Consider the following 20963-nt stretch of genomic DNA (forward strand, 5'->3'; position numbering starts at 1 on the left):
CGTTCTTCCCGACAAGTCCGCTTCGCAAGAACGCGCCCAATGCCGAGGGCTGGGCATCCGCGCCGACCTTGAATAAGGCGGCGAACGCTGCTGAAACTTTCATCCCGACCAGTGGGGATACAGTGTGATCTCATGAGCGGCGAGCGTTGGCTGCGCGTGCCGGTCGGGGACGAGGCCGCCCGGTGGCGCACGGTCGGCTCCAGCCGCACCGTCCTCGCGGTGGCGCGTACGGTGACCTCGGCCGGCCGGCTGCTGGAGATCCTGCCGTTGTTCCGGTCCGACCCTCGCGTGCAGGTGGTGTTCACGGTCGCGGCCGGCTCGGCCTTCGACGACGGCGTCGCTGACTACCTGCGCAGCGTCCAGGCGCGGACCGTGCCCTGGTCGCAGGCCGTGGAGACGCCGTTCCACCTCGCTGTGTCGGCCAGCGCCAACGGCGCGTTGCACCAGCTGAAGGCCCCGCTGCTGGTGGTGCCGCACGGTGCCGGGTACAACCGGCTCCTCAGCCCGGCGGACGGGCCCGAGAGCGGGGTCTCGGGGCTGGCGCGGCGCCAGCTCGTCCACGAGGGCAGGATCGTGCCGGCGGCCATCGCCCTGTCGCATCACGAGCAACTGGCGCGGCTGGAGCGGGACTGTCCCGAGGCGCTCCCGCGGGCCGTGGTGGTCGGCGACCTGGTGTTCGACCGGATCCGGGCCAACCTCGCCCGGCGTGACCGCTACCGGCGGGCTCTGGGGGTGGGCCCGCACCGCAAGCTGGTGCTGGTCAGCTCGACGTGGGGCGCGCATTCCCTGCTCGGCGCGAACGGCGACCTCGTGGCCCGGCTGGTGGCCGAGCTCCCCGTCGACGAATACCAGGTCGTGCTGGCGGCACACCCCAACGCCTGGTACGGCCACGGCGGCCTGCAGGTACGCCTGTGGCTGGCCGACGCCCGCGACGGCGGCCTGCTGGTGCTCCCGCCGCAGCAGGGCTGGCAGGCCGCGCTCGTGGCGTCGGACGTCATCGTGGGCGATCACGGCTCCGTCACCTTCTACGGTGCCGCCCTGGGCCGCCCGGTGCTCCTGGCCTCCTCCGGACGCGAAGCCGAGGAGCTCGATCCCGGCTCCCCCACGGCCCTGCTGTCCGGGACCCTGCCCCGGCTGGACCCGGCCGGCGCCGTCCTGCCGCAGATCGAGCAGGTCATGGCGGCCCACGGTCCGCACGACGACGTGACCGGACGTACCCTCGGCATGCCCGGTCAGGCGGAGGGCCTGCTGCGGCGCCTGGCGTACCGGCTGATGGAGCTGCCCGAGCCCGCCGTGCCCGCGACCGCCCGGCCACTCGCCGAGCCGCTGCCCGAGCGCGGCGAGGTGCTCTCCTTCGAGGTGGAGGCGGTGGTCGGCGGCGACTGCGTGACCGTCCGCCGGTACCCCGCCGTCCTGGAGCGCCCACCCGGAAGCCAGGTGCGTGACCCGCATCTGGTCGTGGACGCCGAGGAGGTGAACCCGCGGCTGCTGGAGAACGCCGCGATCGTGGTCGGCCGGGAAACGCGGCCGGGCTGGGCTCAGGAGACGCTGCGACGGTATCCCGGCTGCTTCATGGCGGCCGAGATCGTCGGTGGCAGGTCGGTCGACCTGACGTTGAGGGACGGAGAACGGCTGCGGGTCGGCATTACGCCGGCCCCCGGCGGCGATCCTGACCCCCGCTGCCTGCCGTCCGCGGTGTACAGCTGGCTCGTGCGGGGCCGGAGCCGGGAGGATCTCCGCTCCGGGATCACCGTCCGGGTGGGCGACCGGCAGGTGGTCGTCAACTGTGACGCCTGAGATCAGGGTCGGTCCACGTCGGCCAGGCGGGCACGCAGCGTCTCGGCCCTGGGCAGGTTGCCCGAGGCCAGGCAGACCGTCAGGGCCCGCCGCAGACAGTCCGCCGCCTCCTCGCGGTCGCCGCCGTCCTCGGCCAGCTCCGCCAGAAACTCCCACGCCTGGGTCTCCTTCACCGGCACCCGGCACTCGCGCGTGATCTCCGCGGCGGTCCGCGCCGACCGGATCGCTTCGGCACGGCGTCCGAGCCCGCGTTGGGCCCTGGCCAGCTCCAGGTGGATCCGCCCCTGGCTGAGCGCGTCTCCGGCGGCGACCATGAGGGGCAGGGCGCGGCCGAGGGCGGCCGCCGCTTCCCCGTGCCGGCCGGCGTCCAGGTGGGCGAGGCCGAGGTGGTACTGCTGCATGCCGACCCCTCGGCCGTTGCCCGCCCGCTCGTGGATGGCCGAGGCCGCGGCGAAGCTCTCGGCGGCGGTGTCGGGCTCCGCCTGGACGAGGGCGGTCCGGCCCAGCGACTCCAGGACCACCGCCTCCATCCTCGGGTCGCCGGACGCGCGGGCCGCCTGCCGGGCCCGTACGAGCTGATCCCGAGCCTGGTCGAGCTCACCGAGCATCAGCTGGGCACGCGCCAACTGGTTGCGCATTCTGGCCTCCACGGCGGGAGCCTCCAGGCGGAGCGCGGCTTCCACCCCCAGAGCGTTGGCCTCGGCGCAGTCGGCGTGATAGCCGCGATCGTGGTGCAGCGGCCAGAGCGCTTCGGCCAGTTGCCAGACAATCTCGTCCCACTCGCGCGCGGCGGCGGCGCGCACCACCGCCAGCAGGTCGGCGCGTTCGGCGTCCAGCCAGTCGAGGGCTTCACCGCGCGAGGCGAACGGCCACCCCGCGCGCTCACCGTGGTCGGCCAGCCGCAACCGCCTGCCCATCGCGGCGTCGGCGGCGGCCGCCCCGGTCAGATACCACTCCGCCGCCCGCCGCAGCGCCGACTCCCGCGCCTCGGGCGGCTCCGCGCTGCGCGCACGACGGGCCGCGTGCAGGCGGACGAGGTCATGCATCCGGTAGCGGTCCTCCGCGAACTCCTCCACCAGATGCGCGTCGAGCAGCAGGTCCAGCGCCTGATCCGGCTCGTCGTCCAGCACGGCGGCGGCCAGCCCCGGGCTGAACGCGCTGCCCGGCAGCACGCCGAGCAGCCGGTAGAGCCGGGCGGCGCCTTCCGGCAAGCCCTCATAGACAGCCTCGAAGAACGCGTCCACGAACACCCCGCCCTCCGTGGCCGCCCGGTCGAGACGCCGTCCGGCCTCGGCCAGGTCCCGGATCAGCCGCTCGACCGACCACGCCGGGTGCCGCATCAGCTGCGCGCCGGCCATCCGCAGGGCGATCGGCAGCCCGCCGCACAGCCGCACCAGCTCGGCGGCGTGCGTACGCTGCCCGTCGACTCGTTCCTCCCCGAGCATCCCGGTCAGCAGCCGCAGCCCCTGCTCGGTATCCAGCGGGCCGACCGTGACGGGCACCGCGCCCTCGGCGAGCAGCCCGCGCAGCTGGCGGTGGCTGGTCACCACCACGGCGCTGCCGGGCGAGGCCGGGCACAGCGGCGTCACCTCCGCGGCGTGCTCCGCTCCGTCCACCAGCACGAGCAGCCGCGACCCCGCCGTCATCGAGCGGAACATCGCCGCCCGCTCCGGCAACTCCTCCGGGATCCAGCTCTCGTGGACGCCGAGCGCCCGCAGGAAGGCGGCGAGGACGTCGCTCACCCCGGTCGCCCCGCCGTGCCGCAACGCCCCGAGGTCCACGTAGAGCTGGCCGTCGCCGAAGCGCTCCCGCGCCTGGTGGGCCCAGCGCCGCCCGACGGCGCTCGTACCGACTCCCTTCAAGCCGCAGACGACCGCCACGGCGGGACCGTCGGCGAGGTGCCGGTCGAGCAGCGACAGCTCGAGCGTCCTGTTGACGAAGCCGGGCGGCTCCGCGGGCACCTGCCGGGGGACCCGGACGGGAGCGGCGGGCATGGCGGGCGCGGCGATGTTGATGACACCGACGTCCGCGGCCTGCACCACCGTGCCGGTCACCTGCCCGGAGAGCTCATTGCGGACAATTCCGCCCCCTTCGGCGCTCACCACGCCTGCCTCGCCCATGAACGCTCTTCGCCGGTCACGATTCAGGAGTGTTCCCCTTCGGCCGGGACTCTCGGATACGCAAAGGGAAGCCATAACCGATCGGCATGAGTGCCCGTGCAATGCGCGCTCGGCCCCGGTGTGGATCTACGCTCGAAGGACACCTCTCACACGCGAAAGAGGAGCGATGGATCCGAGTGTCATCGCCACCCTGACGGCGGTGGTCTCCGCCATCGTCGGAGGCGCCGCGGGCGAGGCCGGCAAGAGCGCGTGGGGCTCGCTGACGGCCCTCGTGCGGCGGCGGTTCGGCACGGATGCCGCCGTCACGGCCGCCTTGGAGCAGGCCGACACGAGGTCACCGGAGGAGACGACGCGGGTGCTGGTGGACCACGCGCACGCGGACGCCGAGTTCCAGCGATCGCTGGCTGACTGGGCCGGCGAGACGGCCCGGCTCCTTCAGTACAAGCACGACGTCAGCAACACCATCGGCGGCGACGCGCGCATCACCGGCACGGTCATCCAGGCCGGTGACATCTCCGGCTCCATCAACATCGGCACGCCAGGTCCGCCCGACCGGCGGTGAGGACGTAGGGGCAGAGGCGAGGCCTCAGGCCCGCGGGGCGGTGGCGGACGTGGCAGCCCTTGGGGCATACTGAGTCCGCCTGACCATGATCATTAACCCGATTAAGGGCCGATCCGGCATTCCCGCACTTCTCATCCCCCGCGTAAGGAAGAAATGTCCGATCAGGAAATCAATCGGCGTACATTCTTGACCTCGGCGGCGGCAGCCGGCGGCATGGGTCTGGAGCTTTCACTCATCCCCGCCGACGCCCAGGCAGCCGCCACCCGCGCCGGCCGTAGTGCGGCCACCTGGGAGAATCTCGTCGAGAAAACCTCCTTCAACAGTCAAACGGCCTTCAACGCGGCGTGGAATTACCTTTATCCCTGGGACAGCGACCCCGACACCCACAATGGCGCCGCGCGCATGGAGGCCGCCCAGGTCTCCCTCAGCCAAGGCGTGCTGACCTTGAAGGCGACCAGGCTGTCCACCTCGCCCGGGACCAGCCCGCAGCCCCCGCACGCCCCCCTGTGGTACCGCTCCGGGGCCATCCACGCCAAGCAGCAGATCATCGTCAACGACCAGTTCCCCGAGTACGACATCGAGGGCGAGTTCCGGACGCAGACCGGGCCGGGCATCTGGCCGGCTTTCTGGACCACCGGCACCTGGCCGGAATGGCCGCCGGAGACCGACATCCTGGAATACGTCGGCGTCAACGAGCAGGGCAAGGCCGTCAACTTCTTCAACACGTACTACAAGACAGCCGCCGGAGCGACCTACCAGCGTTCCGAGGTCCCCGTCGACAACCCCGACGGGTTTCACAAATATCGGGTCTGGATGTACAAGAGCGGCGACGACGTCAAGCTCGACTACTACTTCGACGGAAATTACGTGGACACCCACACCGGCTATGGCTGGGCCGGTGTCGCGCAGACGCTCATCATCAACCTGCAGATGGGCTCCTACGCCTCCAACATCGAGGAGGGCGACGCCGGCTGGGCCGACCAGCGGCCCGGTCCCGACGGCGACACCTTCTTCCGCGCCCGCAACGTGTGGTTCGGGCGGACGCGCGCCTGGTGACAGCCGGGCCGCCGCAGGTTTCGGCCGCTGTCAGCGGGAATGTGGGCCGCGAGAGGAGGCTCGCATGAACACGCAGCAAGATGTGATCGAGGTCCTGGTCACCGACCACCGCGAGGTCGAGCGGATGTTCTCCGAGCTCGACCACATGAGAGGTGCGATCGGCGAGGAGCCCAAGACGCTGACCGAGCAGGTGGTCATCGAACTGGTACGGCACTCGGTCGCCGAGGAGCAATACCTGTACCCGGCCGTCCGCGAGCACGTCCCAGGCGGCGCCAAGCTGGCCGATCAGGAGATCTCCGAGCACGCCGACGCCGAGGAGACCATGAAGCGGCTCGAAGGGCTGGAGCCGGGCGACGCCGAGTTCTGGCCCACCACGGACCTGCTGATGAGCCAGATCCGCGCCCACGTCCGCGAAGAGGAGAACGATCTGTTCCCGCGGTTGCGCGAGGCCTGCGCGCCCGAGGAGCTGAGGGAACTCGGGGCCAAGGTGCAGCGGGCCAAGAAGACGGCCCCCACCCGGCCGCACCCGTCGGCGCCCGACACCCCGCCGGCCAACAAGCTGCTGGCGGCGGGGACGGGGCTGGTGGATCGCATCCGCGACGCCCTCACCGGCCGAGGCCGCTCCTGAAGTGAATCCGTCCCCAGGCCCGTCGGCCTGGGGACGGTATCTCGCCAGCGGGAGAGCGGCCCCTGAGCCGGGTCAGCGGTCCTCGGGGAGGAGCGTGCCGAGCGGCCCGAGGTCGAGGTTCAGGTCCGACGGCGACAGGTCGAAGCGCTCGCACAGCTCCGTCATGGCCTCCTCCAGTCGCATCAACGTCACGCCCAGCACCTCGACCTGCTCGTCCGACAGGTCGCCCTGCTCCATCCGCCGCACGCACTGCCGCTCCACCAGCTGGCGCACGAGCTCGACCAGGGTGAGGACGAGGCGCGACAGGTCACGTTCGACCGCTTCCCGGTCGGCTTCGATGCGCAGGCGGCTGGATCGCGCCTCCCGCACCCGGGTGGCCGGCTCATCTCCAGAGCTCGCCATCGACGCCCCCGAAAGTGTCGGATTCGCGCACCGACATGATCAGCGCGCGGACGGAGATGCGTACCAGGTCGATGTCCGCGATGGACAGGACGAGATCCCCGCTCACCACCACGCCGCCGGCCAGCAGCCGGTCCAGCAGGTCGACCAGCGCCACCCGCTCCGCAGGCAGGCGCTCCTCCGCGGCCAGGACGGCGCCGCGCGGTGGCGCGTCGTGGGTCATCGCGGGCCTCCCTCCTCCAGAACCGTGAACGAGTAGGGCGCCCAGGGGCCGGTGAGCTCCAGCTCGATCCCCTGCCCGCGCAGGTCGTCCAGGGTCCGCGCGAACTCCTCGGCGCGCTCCTCGTCGACCAGGTAGGCGCCGTTGAGGACCATCCACTCGTCCCTGCCGGAAAGCTGCGGGTCCTGCGCCCGATGCCGCCGGCTCGCGACCGCGACGCACCTGAGGACGTCATGGATGCGCTCGGCCCGCGCCCCCGCGTCCCGCCACGACTCCTCGCGGGTGCGCAGGCTCGCCTGGCGCCGCTTGAGGTAGGCGGTGCCGGGACTGGCCGGCTCCTGGTCGCTCGTCTCGGGCGCCACCGGGGCGGTCTCGGTCTTCACCACGTACGCCTTCACCCCCCACTCCTGCCGGCCCGCGACGCGGGTGAGCGTGTCGGCGAAGTCGTCGTGCCGTTCCTCCAGCAGGCGGCGGACCTGCTCCTCGCCGCTGTAGACCGTGACGAGGCGTACCGGCGCGACCGGCCCCAGCCGCGCCACCGCCTCCACCACGCGGTGGTGGGCGTGGGCGGTCGCGCCCAGCCAGTCGAGGTCCTCCATGGATCGCCGCAGCGGCTCCTCGCCGAACTGGTCCAGCGGGACGGTGCTCACGTACGCGACCAGGCCGGACTCGGCGATGGCCCGCACGTCCCGGCCGGCCACCCCCTTCAGGCCCTCCGGGCAGGGGTCGGCCACGTCGCTCGCCACGGCGTAGAGGTACGTACCGGCGTCATCCACCGCGCTGTCCCCTTCTGACCGGCCGTTCCTCGACCTCCTCGACCTCGATCTCGCCCTCGATCGGCTCGATGGCGCGGCGCCGCGGCCGGCCCTCCTCCAGGGCCGCGATCCGGTCGCGCAGCCGGCGGTTCTCCTCGACGAGGGCGTTGTCCTTGCCGGTGAGCCAGGGATCGTGCTCCCACCAGTCGATGCCCATCTCCCTGGCGGTGTCGACCGAGGCGATGATCAGCCGCAGCTTGATCGTGAGCAGCTCGATGTCCAGCAGGTTCACGCGGATGTCCCCGGCGATCACCACGCCCCGGTCGAGGACCCGTTCGAGGATGTCGCCCAGGTTGGCCGGTTCGCGACCCGAGGACACCGAGGACGGGTAGGACTGGCGTCCCACGACCCCCGGCCGGTACTGCTCGGTCATCGCGACTCCTCCACGTAGTCGCCGCTGCCACGCCGGTAACGCCGCAGCCTCCGGTAGGAGAGCAGATCGCCCTCCGTGTCCAGCTCGGCCTCGTAGAGTGCGAGGATGTCGCCGGAGGAAGGGACGCGGCGGTCCTCGACGACCTCGACGTTGACCAGCCACCCGTCGTCCTCGGGTTTCACCCGGGTCACGCCCTCCGTCTCCCTGCCGGTCAGGTCCGCGATGTGCTGCAACCCGAACCCGCCCGCGGTCACGGCGGACAGGCCACGAGGGCGGCGCTTCGGCCGTTCGGCGGTGTCGCGGGCGGGGTCTCTCGAACGCGCCGTCGGCGGAACCCCCTCCTCGCGAGACCTTCGCCTCTCAGGCACAGGATCACCTCCCCTCGTCCCGCCGCACCGGCTCGACCGGACCGGGGCCGCCCATCATCCCCTGCAGGACCTCCCGCGTCTCCAGGGCCTCCTCCTCCTCGGAGATCAGGCCGGCGGCCCGGGACTCCTCGATCTCCTCCAGCCGGTGCCTGACCACCGTCGGATCGCGCAGCTCGCGCTCGACCTCTTCCTGGATCAGCTCACCGAGCCGGATCACGCCGTGCAGCGGCGCCAGCGGCCAGCCGAAGACGAGGCTGAGCAGGCCCATCAGCCGCCGCCCTCCCCGGCGCTCACCACGAAGTCGTACGGGGCCAGCGGGCCGTGCAGTTGCAGCTCGATCCGTCCCGCCCACAGCCGGGAGTACTCCTCCACGGCCCCCTCCAGCGTGCCCCGGCGGTCGCTCTCGACCAGGAGCGCCAGGTGGACGGCGTCCCGCTCGTGGGACGGCTCGCGTACGACGGTGAAGACGCTGAGCGGGGCGAGCCGGTCGAGGATGGACTCGGTGTCGGCCTCCCGTTTGGCGCTGACCGCCTGGTTGACGACCTCACCCAGCCGGATGCGCGCCTCCCTGGTCGCGGCCTCGGGCTTGCCCCGGATCTCGTCGCGCAGCTGGGCCGCCTCGACGTTCTCGTTCAGCACCTCCATGAGCACCGCTCGCTCGTCGTAGCGTCCCTTGACGACGAACTCGGCCCGTCCCTCCAGCTCGTCGAGGGCGGCGAGGAACTCGTCGTGATGCGGGGCCAGCAGCTCGTCCACCACCGCTTCCTGGTTCGTCAGCACCGCGCCGAACCGGAGGGGAAGCACGGGGACCTCGGCCGCGGTCGCGTCCAGCAGCTGCTGGTGCGCCACGAGGTCGTCGGGCGTGCCCAGCGGGCCGGCGACCGCCACCTCGCTCACCAGGGCGCCGACCTTGCCGTGCCGTACGAGGCGCACGGGGGCGGCGCCCACGCCGCGCGCGTCGTCGGAGACCTGGACGTCCTCAGGCACGATCCCGTAGACGTAAGTGCTGAGGTCCCGATCCAGGGGTGTGCGCTCCTCCTCGGCCGAGGAGGGAACGGTGTCGACAGACTCGGCCATGGTCAGCCTTCCTCCCTCCGGCTACGCCGGGCGGGCCGGCGTTCGGAGTCCTCGGTGAGGTCGCCGACCAGCTCGTGCAGCTTGTCCCCTGCGGCCTCCAGCACCCCTTGCGTGATGTCCTTGGTCCTGTCGCCGATCTGGCCGCCCTTCATCTCCTGCATGACCTCCGGCAGCCCCTGGCTCTGTTCGGCGAGATCCAGCCGGTTCACGGCCTCGGCGAAGCGCAGGTACGTGTCGACGCTGGCGATCACGATGCGCGCGTCGACGGTCAGAATCTCGATGCCGATCAGTGAGACCCGGACGTAGGCGTCGATCACCAGTCCCTTGTCGAGGATCGTGTCGATCACGTCCGCCAGACCCGTCGGGGTCGGACGTTCCGCCATTCCGCCCGCCGCGGGTTGTACAGTCATTTCCTCGCTCCTCGATCGTCACCCCGCCTGACGGCGGCGTCACCCGCGTCGGGTGGCCACCCTGCGGCGAACCGGCCGCCGGGGCTCTTCCTCCTCTTCCGCGGGACGCCGTCGCACCGGACGCCGGGCGCCCTGGCTCCTGCCGGTCTCGGCGCGGCGACGGGTTCTCTCTTTCTCTTCCTCTTCTTCCGGCTCCTCTTCGTACTCGGCCGCAGGCTCCTCCTCGTATTCTTCTTCGGGCCCCTCTTCCTCCTCGTATTCGCCTTCCGGCTCCTCTTCCCGCTCTTCTTCTTCGGGTTCCCGCTCTTCTTCTTCGGGCTTCTCGGCCTTCTCGAATTCCTCTTCCGGCCGCTCCTCTTCTTCGCCCTGCTCCTCCTCGACGGCGTCCTGGTGCGACTTGACCACCTTGCCGTCGTGGATCACACCACGCCAGCCGTCTTCCTCCACCTCTTCCGGATGCAGCATCGTCTGCGTCATCACGTGCCGCCGGAAGTGCTTGAACTCCAGACGCGCCCGCCTGCCCTGCGCCCGCCAGATGTTGCCGACGCGCTCGAACAGGCCCTGCGGGTGATACTCGAGGACGAGCAGGACGCGGGTGAGGTCGGGAGTGATGGCGTGGAAGGTCACCGCGCCGTCGACGAAGCCCTTGGCCCCCTTCGACCGCCAGATGATCCGCTGGTCGGGCACCTGCTCGACGATGTGCGACTCCCAGTTCCGATGGGACCAGAAGATCTGCGCTTTCCAGTTGACCTTCTGATCGGACTCCTGGTCGACGTTCTCCACCTTTTTCATGTAGCCCGGGAAAGTCTCGAACTGGGTCCACATGTTATAGACGATCCGGATCGGAGCACCCACATCAATCGATTCGACGATGTTGGTGATCCGCGCCTTCCCGGCCTTTTTCCCCTTCTTCCCCAGCCCTTTAACCGTCTCCTTGACGGCTTCTCCCGCCCCGGCCAGCATCGATTTCCCGAGGATTTTCCCGGGACTCAGGCCCGCCGATCCCGTGATGGCGCTCAACAGTCCGGTTCCGCCGCCCTCCGCGACATCGTTGAGCCTGCCCGTCATGCCTTCGAGCCGATCGGTGAGAGACGACAGCGCCCGCTCCACCAGAGCCTGGACCAGCTTCTGCGCGCCCTCCATGAGGAGATCCTTCGGCAGCACTTCCTGGGCCACCTTCTGGACCGGCCCGGCCTTGCTCTCCTGCGCCATCGATCTCACCTCCGCCCTCTGCGCACAGGCGGGACGGACGGCACCCGCCCGGCTCTCGGCCGCCGCACGCGGGGCTTCTCCTCCTCCGGAGGCTCCTCGTCGTACGCTTCCTCGCCGTACTCTTCCTCGCCGTACTCTTCCTCGTCTTCCGGCTCCTCCTCCGCGGCACGCGGGCGCCCCGCCTGCCGCATCGACTCGGCTCGCCCGTGCAGCTTCTCGGTCAGGGAGTCGATCTGCCTGCTCGTCGCGGCGACGGCGGCCGCCTTGCCGACCTCAAGCAGTTCTCCGCGCAGCCTGCCGGTGAGTTGCTCGATCTCCGGGGACGAGCCGAGAATCTTCAGCCCTTGCCCCAGGAGGCCCCCGCCACCATCGCTCTTTCGCATCGCACCGGCCACCCCGGCCGCCGCCAGGGCGGTCGCCCAGCGCAGCTTGCGACGCCGGCCCAAGTAATAACCTGCGGCGAGAGCCAGCGCCACTCGGCACCTGTCCTTCATGACCAGCCCTCCTCACTCGGCTGACCTGATCGGTCCCTCCCTGCCCGTGAAGCGGACACAGAAACACATAAACCCCAAAAATGGACAGAGCTTCGTTCGGCTGGCGACGATTACTCTACGTGAAAATAGAAATACGCAGACGCATCACGCATGGGGGTTCGTGCGATCACGATCAGGGTGGAGGGGGCTTCGGCGCCTGGAGTGACGCGGTTGACGCCCTGCCGGAACACCGCGGGGGCCCGCAGTTCCCGGCAGGGCGTCCGGTCAACCGAGAGCCCTCTCCAGTTGTGCCTTGCTCATCTTGGAGCGGCCCTTGATGTTGCGGCGCCTGGCCTCCTCGTAGAGCTGATCCCGCGTACGGCCGCCCGCTCCGGAGTGCGAGCGCAGCCCTCCGCGCCGGCTCGAGGAGATGTCCTGAGTCGAGGTACGGCTGGCGGTCCGCGACTCACCGGCCCTGGCGCGTTCCTTGTTCACGGTCCGGGCGGCGATCTCCTTGGCCCGCTTGGTGCTTTCGCCCCGCTTCTTGGCGCTGTTCTTGATGTGCTCGTACTGTCGTTCCCGTTTCCGGCTTGATCCGCGAGGCATGTTTCCCCCTTTGCCCGATGTTCGCGGTTGGCGTGTTCGCCATCTACCCAGCTCAAAGCCACGAAACGAACCGGCCGCGCCTCCCGGGCGGGAGGCGCGGCCGCGTGGACTACAGGCCGGGCCGCGTGGGCGGCGGATAGCCGGGGCGCGGCGACGGCGTGCCGGCCCCCGGCAGCGGCGCATCGGGCCGGGGGACCGTGTCCCCGGCGTGCTGGGGCGGCACGCTGCCGCGCCAGGCGCCGGTCTCGCTGCCGCGGGTCTCGATGTAGTCCTTGAAGCGGCGCAGGTCGCCCTGTACGCGCATGCGGACGATCTGGAGCCAGTCGCCGGCGGTCTCGACGAAGCCCTCGGGGTCGTACTCCATCTGGAGAGTGACGCGGGTGGTGGTGTCGTCGAGGCGGTGGAAGGTGACGACGCCGGCGTGGTGGGGCTTGTCGAGCGTGTGCCAGGCGACGCGCTCGTCGGGGTGCTGCTCGGTGATCTCGGTCTCGAACTCGCGCTTCACCCCGGCGATCTCGGCCAGCCAGGTGGCGCGGGTGTCGGTGTGCTGCTTGACCGACTCCACCCCTTCCATGAATTCGGGGAACGTCTCGAACTGCGTCCACTGGTTGTAGGCGACGCGGATCGGGACCTTGACGTCTAGGGAGTACTCGATCGTGCTCATGGCCTCGCCCCCTGCCCGCCCTGGATCGCGGCTAACGTCGGCCGTTCGACGGTCACCGTTCGGCCATGCGGGCCTATGACGTCCAACGGAGAGGTCCCGAACCGTGCAAGCCGTGGTCATCAACCGCACCCTGAAGCCCTCGCCGAGGCCGTCCCGCCGGAGGCCGGTGTCCTGTCCTGGTGGAGGCGCTGCCGGAGTTCGTCCGGGACCCCGCCACGGCACCGTGAACGTTTACCGCGTACACCTCGGGTAGCCGAGTTTTCGACAAAATCAACGTATCGGGATCGGTGAGAACATGATCATCATCGGCATCATCCTGCTGCTCCTAGGATGGCTGCTCGGCATCTCGCTGCTCTACACGATCGGCGCCATCCTGCTCGTCATCGGCGTGATCCTGCTCGTCCTGGGCTCCATCGGGCGTCCGGTCGGCGGCCGGCGATATTGGTTCTGACCGCGGAACGCGCGCCGGCCGGGCGGCTCAGCCCTTGCCACGGGTGAACAGTTCCTGCGCCTTGGTCTTGAGCCCCTTCTTGACCACGCCGATCGCGTCGGGGTCGCCCTTGATGATGGCCTCGGCGACGTCCTTGAACTGCTCGAAGTCGGTGTGCGGCGGGATCGGCGGGATGTCGGGGTCGCAGTGGACATCGAGGACGACGGGCCGGTCGGCGGCCAGGGCGCGGTCCCAGGCCGGGCCGATCGCCTCGGGCTTCTCGACCTCGATGCCCTCCAGGTCCAGCGAGCGGGCGAAGCCGGCATAGGACACATCCGGCAGGGTCTGGGACTCCTCGAACTTGGGCGCGCCGCCCATGGCCCGCAGTTCCCAGGTGACCTGGTTCAGATCGTTGTTGTGCAGGACCGCCACGATCAGGCGCGGATCGGCCCACTGCGCGCAGTACCGCTTGATCGTGATGAGCTCGGCCAGCCCGTTCATCTGCATGGCGCCGTCGCCGACGAAGGCGATGACGGGCCGGTCGGGGTGGCCGAACTTCGCGCCGATCGCGTACGGCACACCCGGCCCCATCGTCGCCAGCGTCCCCGACAGCGAGCCGCGCACGCCTGCGCGGATCTTCAGGTCGCGCGCGTACCAGTTCGCGGCCGAACCGGAGTCGGCGGTCACGATGGCGTTCTGCGGCAGCCGCGAGTTCAGCTCCCAGAACAGCAGCATCGGATTGATCGGGTCGGCCTCCACCCTGGCCTGGCGTTCGACCGTGCTCCACCAGCGCGCGACGTTCCCCTCCACGGTGTCGCGCCAGGACCGGTCCTGTTTACGGTTCAGGCGCGGGATCAGCGCCCGCAGCGTCTCGGCGGCGTCGCCGACGAGGTTGACCTCGGTCGGGTAGCGCATGCCGATCATGCGGCCGTCGAGGTCGATCTGCACGCCCCGCGCCTCGCCGAAGGACGGCAGGAACTGCGTGTACGGGAAGTTGGACCCGACGATCAGCAGCGTGTCGCAGTCGCGCATGAGCTCATAAGAGGGCCGGGTGCCGAGCAGGCCGATGGACCCGGTGACGTACGGCAGATCGTCCGGCAGCACGTCCTTGCCGAGCAGCGCCTTGGCCACCCCGGCCCCGGTCAGCTCGGCGACCTCGACGACCTCCGGGGCGGCCGCGCGGGCCCCCTGGCCGACCAGGATCGCCACCTTCGACCCGGCGTTGAGGACCTCGGCCGCCCGGCCGATCTCCTCCTCCGGCGCGCGGGTCACCGGCGGCGTGTAGCCGGGCGCCGACGACGGCACGTTCTTGAACGCGTGGCCGGGCGGCTCGTAGGGCTCCTCCTGCAGGTCGGAGGGGATGATCACGGCAGTCGGAGCGCGCTCGGCGACGGCGATGCGCAGGGCGCGGTCGATGAGGTTGGGCAGCTGCGCCGGCACGGTCGCCATCTGCACGTACGCGCTCGCGACGTCCTTGAACAGGCTCAGCAGGTCCACCTCCTGCTGGTAGTTGCCACCCATCGCGCTGCGGGCCGTCTGGCCGACGATCGCCACGACCGGGACGTGGTCGAGTTTGGCGTCGTACAGGCCGTTCAGCAGGTGGATCGCGCCGGGCCCGCTGGTCGCCAGGCACACCCCGGGTTTGCCGGTGAACTTGGCGTACCCGACGGCCTGGAACGCGGACATCTCCTCGTGCCGGGACTGGACGAACCGCGGGCGGTCCTCGGCGCGTCCCAGCGCCGCGATGATCCCGTTGATGCCGTCGCCCGGATAGCCGAACAGGTGCTCCACACCCCACTGACGCAGGCGCAGGAGCAGATAATCGGCGACGGTAGGAGCCATGACCAGGCCCTCCCTGCGATAGCGGCTTTCCCCAGGCCCTGCCCGGGCCACAAGATTGAAACCGGGGTGCTGGGTAGTCGGTCCGGCATGTCCGCAACGCTTCAACGTGATCTCGCGGCGCGGGTGGACGGCGAAGTACGGTTCGACGCAGGATCGCGCGCGGCGTACGCCCACGACGCCTCCAACTACCGGCAGGTGCCGATCGGCGTGGTGATCCCGCGCACCATTGACGCGGCGGTGGAGGCGGTGGCCGTGTGCCGCCGGCACGACGTCGCGGTGTTCTCGCGCGGCGGCGGGACGAGCCTGGCCGGGCAGTGCTGCAACACGGGCGTGGTGCTCGACTGGTCCAAGTACTGCCGCCGGCTGGTGCGGGTCGACCCGGAGCGCCGGCGAGCGGTGGTCGAGCCCGGGGCCTGCCTGGACGATCTCAACGCCGAGCTCTCCGGGTATCACCTGATGGTCGGGCCGAAGCCGGCCACGCATGACACTTGCACGATCGGCGGGATGATCGGCAACAACTCCTGCGGCGCGTCCGCCCAGGCGTACGGCAAGATGGCCGACTCGGTGGCGCGCATGGAGGTGCTGACCTACGACGGCACCCGGATGTGGGTCGGACCGACCGACCAGGAGGACTGCGAACGCATCCTCGCCGAGACCGAGGGAGGCCGGCGGGCCGAGATCTACCGGGCGCTGCGCGATCTCATCGACGACAACCTGGCGCTCATCCGCACCCGATACCCGCACATCCCCCGGCGCGTCTCCGGCTACAACCTCGACTCCCTGCTGCCGGAGAACGGCTTCGACCTCGCCCGCGCGCTGGTCGGCAGCGAGTCGACGCTGGTCACCGTGCTGCAGGCGGAGATCGAGCTGGTGCCCGTGCCCAAGTACCAGTCGCTGGTGGTCCTCGGCTTCGAGGACATCGCCGCCGCCGGCGACGCCGTCCCCGCCGTGGCCGAACACGGCCCCCTGGCTCTCGAAGGGCTCGACCACACCCTCATCGACCTGGCCCGCGCCGAGCACGTCGCCAAGCAGAGAGTGCTGCGGGAGCTGCCCAAAGGGTCGGGGTGGCTGATGGTGCGCTTCGGCGGCGACACCCGCGAGCAGGCCGACGAACGCGCCGACCGCCTGCTGGAGGACATCCACCGCTCAGAGCACGACCCCCGCGTCGCCTATCTCGACGACCCGCAGGAGGAGGAGCGGCTGTGGAAGGTCCGCGAGGCCGGGCTCGGCGCGACCGCCTACCCGCCCGGCGGCCCCGACACCCACGAGGGCTGGGAGGACGCCGCAGTCCCGCCGCAGCGACTCGGCGACTATCTGCGTGACTTCCGCGCCCTGCTGGAGGAGTTCGGCTACGGATCGGCGTCGCTGTACGGCCACTTCGGCCAGGGCTGCGTGCACACCCGGATCGGCTTCGACCTGGAGGACCCCGACGGCACGGCCACGTACCGGCGCTTCGTCGAGCGCGCCGCGCGGCTGGTCGCCTCCTACAGCGGGTCACTGTCGGGCGAGCACGGGGACGGCCAGTCCCGTGCCGAGCTGCTGCCGATCATGTTCGGCGAGGAGATCGTCAGGCTGTTCGGCCGCTTCAAGGAGATCTTCGACCCGGGCGACCGGATGAACCCCGGCAAGGTCGCCTCGCCGCTCGAAGCACGCGAACCGTCCGGCACGCCCGGCGTGTACCGGCTGGACGAGAACCTCGACCACCTCGGCTACCACCCCGACGAGCCACGCAAGCACTTCGACTATCCGAACGACCACGGGCGGTTCACGCACGCGGCGGCGCGCTGCGTCGGCATCGGCAGGTGCCGCGCCTCCTCCGGCGGCGTGATGTGCCCGAGCTACCGGGTCACCCACGAGGAGAAGCACACGACGCGGGGCCGGGCCCGCCTGCTGATGGAGATGATGCGCGGCATGCCGGGCGGCGGCGAGGACGCCGTCATCACCGACGGCTGGCGGTCCGAGGACGTCCGAGAGGCCCTCGACCTGTGCCTGGCCTGCAAGGGATGCCGCGGCGACTGCCCGGTGAACGTGGACATGGCGACCTACAAGGCCGAGTTCCTGTCCCACCACTACCATCGCCGCCTGCGCCCGATGTCGCACTACTCCATGGGCTGGCTGCCGCTGTGGGCACGCCTGGCGTCGCTCGCGCCGGGCACGGTCAACGCCGTCGCCCACGCCCCACTCCTCGACCGGCTCGTCAAACGCGCCGGCGGCATCGATCAGCACCGCGAACTGCCCCACTTCGCCCGAAAGCGCCTGACCGACGAGTTCAACGGGTCTCACGTCGACGGACCGCCGGTCCTGTTGTGGCCGGACACCTTCACCAACAACTTCCACCCCGAGATCGGCCGGGCCGCCATCCGCGTCCTGGAGTCGGCCGGGTTCCAGGTCCAGCTGCCACCGATCCCGCTGTGCTGCGGGCTCACCTGGATCTCCACCGGACAGCTCGACATCGCCGAACGCGTGCTGCGCCGCACCCTCCGCGCCCTCGCTCCCCGGCTGCGCGCCGGGATCCCGGTGATCGGGCTGGAGCCGAGCTGCACCGCGGTGTTCCGCGCCGACGCCCCGGAGCTGCTCTCCGGGAACCCGGACGCCGAACGGCTGGCCGGGCAGACCCAGTCGCTGGCCGAGTTCCTGCTCGACCGGGCGCCGCAGGCGATCACCGCGCCACTGCCCGGGACCGGCCGTAAGGCCATCGCCCAGCCGCACTGCCACCAGCACGCCATCTGGGGGTTCGACGCCGACCAGGAGGTGCTGCGACGCGCCGGTGTCCAGGCCGAGGTGCTGGACGTGGGCTGCTGCGGCCTGGCGGGGAACTTCGGCTTCGAACGCGGCCACTACGAGGTCTCCACCGGCGCCGCCGAGCTGGGGCTGTGGCCGGCGGTCCGGGAGGCCGACCCGGGCACGACCGTGCTGGCCGACGGCTTCTCCTGCCGTACCCAGATCGCCTCCGGCACCGGGGTCCAGGCCCGGCACCTGGCCGAACTGCTCGCGGAGCTGCTGCAGCCGACTTCGCCGCGGGCCCCTGGCCGGACCGGCGCGCGGGCCCCTCACGTGGCATGAACGACGAACGCTATCCGGCGCAGGTGCTGCGCGAATACGCGCTCCTCGCCGACGGTGAGCGCGGTGCCGTCGTGGGCCCGCGCGGGGAGTTGTGCTGGATGTGCGCGCCGCACTGGGACAGCGACGCGATCTTCGCCTCGCTGATCGGCGGGGCCGGCGTCTACGCCGTCACGCCGCGGGAGCGCTTCGTGTGGGGCGGCGCCTACGAGCCGGGCTCGCTGATCTGGCGCAGCCGGTGGGTGACGACCACCGGCATCATCGAGTGCCGCGAGGCGCTCGCGTTCCCCGGCGAGCGCGGGCGCGCCGTGCTGCTGCGCCGGATCATCGCCCGGCACGGGGACGCGCGGGTGCAGGTCGTCTGCGACCCGCGACCCGGGTTCGGCGTCTGCCGGCCGCGCTTCCGTGGTGCGTGGGAGGCGGACGGGCAAGATCTGTGGTTCCGCTGGACCGGCGCCGAAGAGGCGAGGCCCGGGCACGGTCTGGAGCTGGAGCTCACCGTACCCGCCGGGGAGCACCACGACCTGGTCCTGGAGATCGCCGACCGCCCGCCGCGCGGCGGGCCGCCCGACGCCGGCCGCGCCTGGCACGCCACCGAGCAGGCGTGGGGCCGCGCGATGCCGCGCCTGCACACCATCGCCGACCGGGACGCCCACCACGCCTACGCCGTCATGCGCGGCCTGACCGGCGCGGACGGCGGAATGGTGGCCGCGGCCACCACCAGCCTGCCCGAACGCAGCGAGGCCGACCGCAACTACGACTACCGGTACGTCTGGATCCGCGACCAGTGCTACGCGGGCCTGGCGTCGGCCGCCGCCGGGGCCTATCCGCTCCTGGACGACGCGGTGCGCTTCGTGGGCGCGCGGCTGCTGGAGGACGGGCCGCATCTCAAACCCGCCTACACCGGAACGGGCGGACCGGTGCCCGAGCAGCGCCGCCTGGACCTGCCCGGCTACCCGGGCGGCTACGACCTGGCCGGCAACCGGGTGACCCACCAGTTCCAGCTGGACTCCTTCGGCGACGCCCTGCTGCTGTTCGCCGCCGCGGACCGGCACGACCGGCTCGACGCCGACGGCCGCCGCGCGCTGCGTACCGCGGTGGCGGCCGTCGAGGAACGCCGGCGGGACCCGGACGCGGGCATCTGGGAGCTGGACGACCGCGCCTGGACGCACAGCCGCCTGAACTGCGCGGCCGGGCTGCGCGCCGTCGGGGAGAACGCGCCGGCCGACACGATCGTCGCCGACACCGCCGCCCATGCCACGCACCCCTCCGGGCGCTGGCAGCGGGCGCCCGACGACCCCCGCATCGACGGCGCGCTGCTCCTGCCCGCGATCCGCGGCGCCGTCCCCGCCGGCGACCCGCGCAGCAAGCGCACGCTGAACGCGTACCTGGCCGCCCTCACCGAAGACGGGTACGCCTACCGGTTCCGGCACGACGACCGGCCGCTCGGGGAGACCGAAGGCGCGTTCCTGCTCTGCGGATTCCTCGTCGCGCTCGCCACCCACCAGCAGGGCGACGTGCCGACCGCGCTGCGCTGGTTCGAGCGCAACCGCGCCGCGTGCGGCCCGGCGGGCCTGCTGGCCGAGGAGTACGACGTGACGCAGCGGCAGATGCGCGGCAACCTCCCGCAGGCCTTCGTCCACGCGCTGCTCCTCGAATGCGCCGCCCGCCTGAACGAGTGAGACGGCCTTTACCTCATCGGGGGTTACCGGATCGGCCGGCGGGCAGCGGACCGGCGAGAGGGGCCGCTGATGAGCGAGGTGTGGTGGATCGTAGGACGCGGGTTGCTCGGCGGCCTGCTCGTGATGGTCTTCGCGGTGATCGGCGAGATGCTGACGCCCAAGCGCTTCGCCGGCATCTTCGCCGCCGCCCCCGCCGTGGCCCTGGCCGGGATGACCATCACCGTGCTGCACGAGGGCGAACAGCAGCTCGACGAGTCCGCGCTCGGCATGATCGCCGGATCGGTCGCGCTGGTGGCCTACTGCGCAGCGGCCGTGCCGCTCGTACGCCGTCTGGGCGCCTTCGCGGGCTCGCTGACGGCACTCGTGGTGTGGGCGGCCGTCGCCGGCGCGGGCTGGGCGCTGATCACATGAACGCGATCCGGCTGCAGCCGGCCAAGCTGCGGGACGCGCCGGTAGGCGGGATGGTGGTGCGCTTCGCCTTCGGGGCGATCGTCTCCGTGGCCGCCGGCCTGGTCGGGCTGCGCTGGGGACCTGTGGCGGGGGGAGTGTTCCTGGCTTTTCCCGCCATTCTGGCGGCCACGCTGACCCTCATCGAGGAGGAGGAGCATCGGCGCGACCCGGCCGCCCAGGACGCCCGCGGCGCGGTGCTGGGCGCGACGGGCATGATCGCCTTCGCCGCCTGCGTGTGGGCGCTGGCGACCTGGCTGCCCGCTCCGCTCGTCCTGGCGGTGGCCACCGTGGCCTGGGCGGTCGTCGCGGGTCTGCTGTACCTGGCGTTCGGCGCCCGCCGCGGCCGATGAGCCGTCAGCCGGACGTGGGAGCGGCCTGGCCGTACGCCGGCCAGGCCGCCCCATGTTCTGCGGGTGTTCAGCGGGTGTTCAGCAGGGCGTCCAGGTGACTTTCAGCTGGCCCTCCAGCGACCCCCACTGGCCCGACTGGCTGCACCCGAACCAGCGCTGTCCGACGAGCGTGTCCCCGGCGTAGTAACTGAGGACCGTGAGGTTGTCGCCCCCCGGTGGAGGCGGCGGAATGGCATGAGCCGGCGTCGAGCCGACGGCGAGCATGGCGGCGATCATCGTCGCCGCGACAATCCCCTGCTTAACTCTCACGAAGGTCCCTCCAGGAGCACGTGAACTTCAAGCAACGCGACCGAACTTTATTCTCTCCGG

The 20963-nt window shown here is 71.2% G+C and carries 24 protein-coding genes; 9 read left to right on the top strand and 15 right to left on the bottom strand.

Annotation, left to right across the window (positions count from 1 at the left end):
* The first annotated feature begins 132 nt into the window (after positions 1-132).
* Positions 133-1797, top strand: a complete 1665-nt coding sequence (locus ABZX61_RS32190; protein WP_355199890.1) for a hypothetical protein — start codon at positions 133-135, stop codon at positions 1795-1797.
* Positions 1798-1799: 2 nt separating this feature from the next.
* Here the strand turns inward: ABZX61_RS32190 and ABZX61_RS32195 are convergent, their stop codons facing one another.
* Positions 1800-3917: a tetratricopeptide repeat protein gene (locus ABZX61_RS32195; protein WP_355199891.1), complete on the bottom strand. Its 2118-nt coding sequence runs from the start codon at positions 3915-3917 to the stop codon at positions 1800-1802.
* 166 nt (positions 3918-4083) lie between these two features.
* Between ABZX61_RS32195 and ABZX61_RS32200 the strand changes: the two genes are divergently transcribed.
* The 3 genes from ABZX61_RS32200 (at position 4084) to ABZX61_RS32210 (ending at position 6163) form a co-directional block, all read left to right on the top strand.
* Positions 4084-4479, top strand: a complete 396-nt coding sequence (locus tag ABZX61_RS32200; protein ID WP_350735705.1) for a hypothetical protein — start codon at positions 4084-4086, stop codon at positions 4477-4479.
* 213 nt (positions 4480-4692) lie between these two features.
* Positions 4693-5535: a family 16 glycosylhydrolase gene (locus ABZX61_RS32205; protein ID WP_355199892.1), complete on the top strand. Its 843-nt coding sequence runs from the start codon at positions 4693-4695 to the stop codon at positions 5533-5535.
* 64 nt (positions 5536-5599) lie between these two features.
* Complete coding sequence (locus ABZX61_RS32210) at positions 5600-6163, top strand: hemerythrin domain-containing protein (RefSeq protein ID WP_350735707.1); 564 nt, start codon at positions 5600-5602, stop codon at positions 6161-6163.
* A gap of 72 nt (positions 6164-6235) precedes the next feature.
* Here ABZX61_RS32210 and ABZX61_RS32215 read toward each other — a convergent pair whose 3' ends face one another.
* From ABZX61_RS32215 to ABZX61_RS32270, 12 genes are all read right to left on the bottom strand, one after another.
* Positions 6236-6565: a gas vesicle protein K gene (locus tag ABZX61_RS32215; RefSeq protein WP_350735710.1), complete on the bottom strand. Its 330-nt coding sequence runs from the start codon at positions 6563-6565 to the stop codon at positions 6236-6238.
* Positions 6546-6785: a gas vesicle protein gene (locus ABZX61_RS32220; protein WP_350735713.1), complete on the bottom strand. Its 240-nt coding sequence runs from the start codon at positions 6783-6785 to the stop codon at positions 6546-6548. The genes ABZX61_RS32215 and ABZX61_RS32220 overlap by 20 nt, the downstream gene beginning before the upstream one ends.
* The gene (locus ABZX61_RS32225) at positions 6782-7558 is read right to left on the bottom strand and encodes a GvpL/GvpF family gas vesicle protein (protein WP_355199893.1); all 777 of its coding nucleotides are present in this window, start codon (positions 7556-7558) and stop codon (positions 6782-6784) included. The genes ABZX61_RS32220 and ABZX61_RS32225 overlap by 4 nt, the downstream gene beginning before the upstream one ends.
* The gene (gene gvpJ / locus ABZX61_RS32230) at positions 7551-7970 is read right to left on the bottom strand and encodes a gas vesicle protein GvpJ (RefSeq protein ID WP_355199894.1); all 420 of its coding nucleotides are present in this window, start codon (positions 7968-7970) and stop codon (positions 7551-7553) included. Before gvpJ (ABZX61_RS32230) ends, ABZX61_RS32225 begins: the two co-directional genes overlap by 8 nt.
* The gene (gvpO, locus tag ABZX61_RS32235; RefSeq protein WP_355199895.1) at positions 7967-8338 is read right to left on the bottom strand and encodes a gas vesicle protein GvpO; all 372 of its coding nucleotides are present in this window, start codon (positions 8336-8338) and stop codon (positions 7967-7969) included. The genes gvpJ (ABZX61_RS32230) and gvpO overlap by 4 nt, the downstream gene beginning before the upstream one ends.
* Positions 8339-8342: 4 nt before the next feature.
* Positions 8343-8606: a gas vesicle protein GvpG gene (locus ABZX61_RS32240; RefSeq protein WP_355199896.1), complete on the bottom strand. Its 264-nt coding sequence runs from the start codon at positions 8604-8606 to the stop codon at positions 8343-8345.
* Positions 8606-9415 (bottom strand): GvpL/GvpF family gas vesicle protein, encoded by an 810-nt coding sequence (locus ABZX61_RS32245; RefSeq protein WP_355199897.1) that lies wholly within the window; start codon positions 9413-9415, stop codon positions 8606-8608. The genes ABZX61_RS32240 and ABZX61_RS32245 overlap by 1 nt, the downstream gene beginning before the upstream one ends.
* A gap of 2 nt (positions 9416-9417) precedes the next feature.
* Positions 9418-9798, bottom strand: coding sequence for a gas vesicle protein GvpJ (gvpJ, locus tag ABZX61_RS32250; protein ID WP_355199944.1), 381 nt, complete (start codon positions 9796-9798; stop codon positions 9418-9420).
* Positions 9799-9864: 66 nt separating this feature from the next.
* Positions 9865-11037, bottom strand: coding sequence for an SRPBCC family protein (locus tag ABZX61_RS32255; protein ID WP_355199898.1), 1173 nt, complete (start codon positions 11035-11037; stop codon positions 9865-9867).
* A 5-nt stretch (positions 11038-11042) separates the two neighbouring features.
* Entirely contained in the window at positions 11043-11531 is a 489-nt protein-coding gene (locus ABZX61_RS32260; protein WP_355199899.1) for a hypothetical protein, read from the bottom strand.
* Between the two features lie 264 nt (positions 11532-11795).
* Positions 11796-12116 carry a plasmid stabilization protein gene (locus tag ABZX61_RS32265; protein WP_355199900.1) on the bottom strand — a complete coding sequence of 107 codons (321 nt, stop codon included), beginning with the start codon at positions 12114-12116 and terminating at the stop codon, positions 11796-11798.
* Positions 12117-12225: 109 nt separating this feature from the next.
* The gene (locus ABZX61_RS32270; protein ID WP_355199901.1) at positions 12226-12780 is read right to left on the bottom strand and encodes an SRPBCC family protein; all 555 of its coding nucleotides are present in this window, start codon (positions 12778-12780) and stop codon (positions 12226-12228) included.
* 295 nt (positions 12781-13075) lie between these two features.
* Between ABZX61_RS32270 and ABZX61_RS32275 the strand changes: the two genes are divergently transcribed.
* A complete protein-coding gene (locus ABZX61_RS32275; protein WP_350735736.1) occupies positions 13076-13231 on the top strand; it encodes a hypothetical protein in 156 nt (51 codons plus the stop codon).
* A gap of 27 nt (positions 13232-13258) precedes the next feature.
* Here ABZX61_RS32275 and ABZX61_RS32280 read toward each other — a convergent pair whose 3' ends face one another.
* Positions 13259-15052 (bottom strand): thiamine pyrophosphate-requiring protein, encoded by a 1794-nt coding sequence (locus tag ABZX61_RS32280; RefSeq protein ID WP_355199902.1) that lies wholly within the window; start codon positions 15050-15052, stop codon positions 13259-13261.
* Positions 15053-15139: 87 nt separating this feature from the next.
* Between ABZX61_RS32280 and ABZX61_RS32285 the strand changes: the two genes are divergently transcribed.
* The 4 genes from ABZX61_RS32285 to ABZX61_RS32300 all read left to right on the top strand — a co-directional run bounded on the left by ABZX61_RS32285 (position 15140) and on the right by ABZX61_RS32300 (position 20594).
* Positions 15140-18115: an FAD-linked oxidase C-terminal domain-containing protein gene (locus tag ABZX61_RS32285; RefSeq protein WP_355199903.1), complete on the top strand. Its 2976-nt coding sequence runs from the start codon at positions 15140-15142 to the stop codon at positions 18113-18115.
* The gene (locus ABZX61_RS32290; RefSeq protein WP_355199904.1) at positions 18112-19794 is read left to right on the top strand and encodes a glycoside hydrolase family 15 protein; all 1683 of its coding nucleotides are present in this window, start codon (positions 18112-18114) and stop codon (positions 19792-19794) included. Before ABZX61_RS32285 ends, ABZX61_RS32290 begins: the two co-directional genes overlap by 4 nt.
* 69 nt (positions 19795-19863) lie before the next feature.
* Positions 19864-20205 carry a DUF3147 family protein gene (locus tag ABZX61_RS32295; protein WP_355199905.1) on the top strand — a complete coding sequence of 114 codons (342 nt, stop codon included), beginning with the start codon at positions 19864-19866 and terminating at the stop codon, positions 20203-20205.
* On the top strand, positions 20202-20594 hold the full coding sequence (locus ABZX61_RS32300; RefSeq protein ID WP_355199906.1) for a DUF3147 family protein: 393 nt from the start codon (positions 20202-20204) through the stop codon (positions 20592-20594). The genes ABZX61_RS32295 and ABZX61_RS32300 overlap by 4 nt, the downstream gene beginning before the upstream one ends.
* A 78-nt stretch (positions 20595-20672) precedes the next feature.
* Here ABZX61_RS32300 and ABZX61_RS32305 read toward each other — a convergent pair whose 3' ends face one another.
* Complete coding sequence (locus ABZX61_RS32305) at positions 20673-20903, bottom strand: hypothetical protein (RefSeq protein WP_350735747.1); 231 nt, start codon at positions 20901-20903, stop codon at positions 20673-20675.
* Positions 20904-20963 lie beyond the last annotated feature (60 nt).

Origin of the sequence: Nonomuraea sp. NPDC003709, from assembly GCF_040610775.1 — a bacterium.
In the GTDB taxonomy this organism is placed as follows: domain Bacteria; phylum Actinomycetota; class Actinomycetes; order Streptosporangiales; family Streptosporangiaceae; genus Nonomuraea; species Nonomuraea angiospora_A.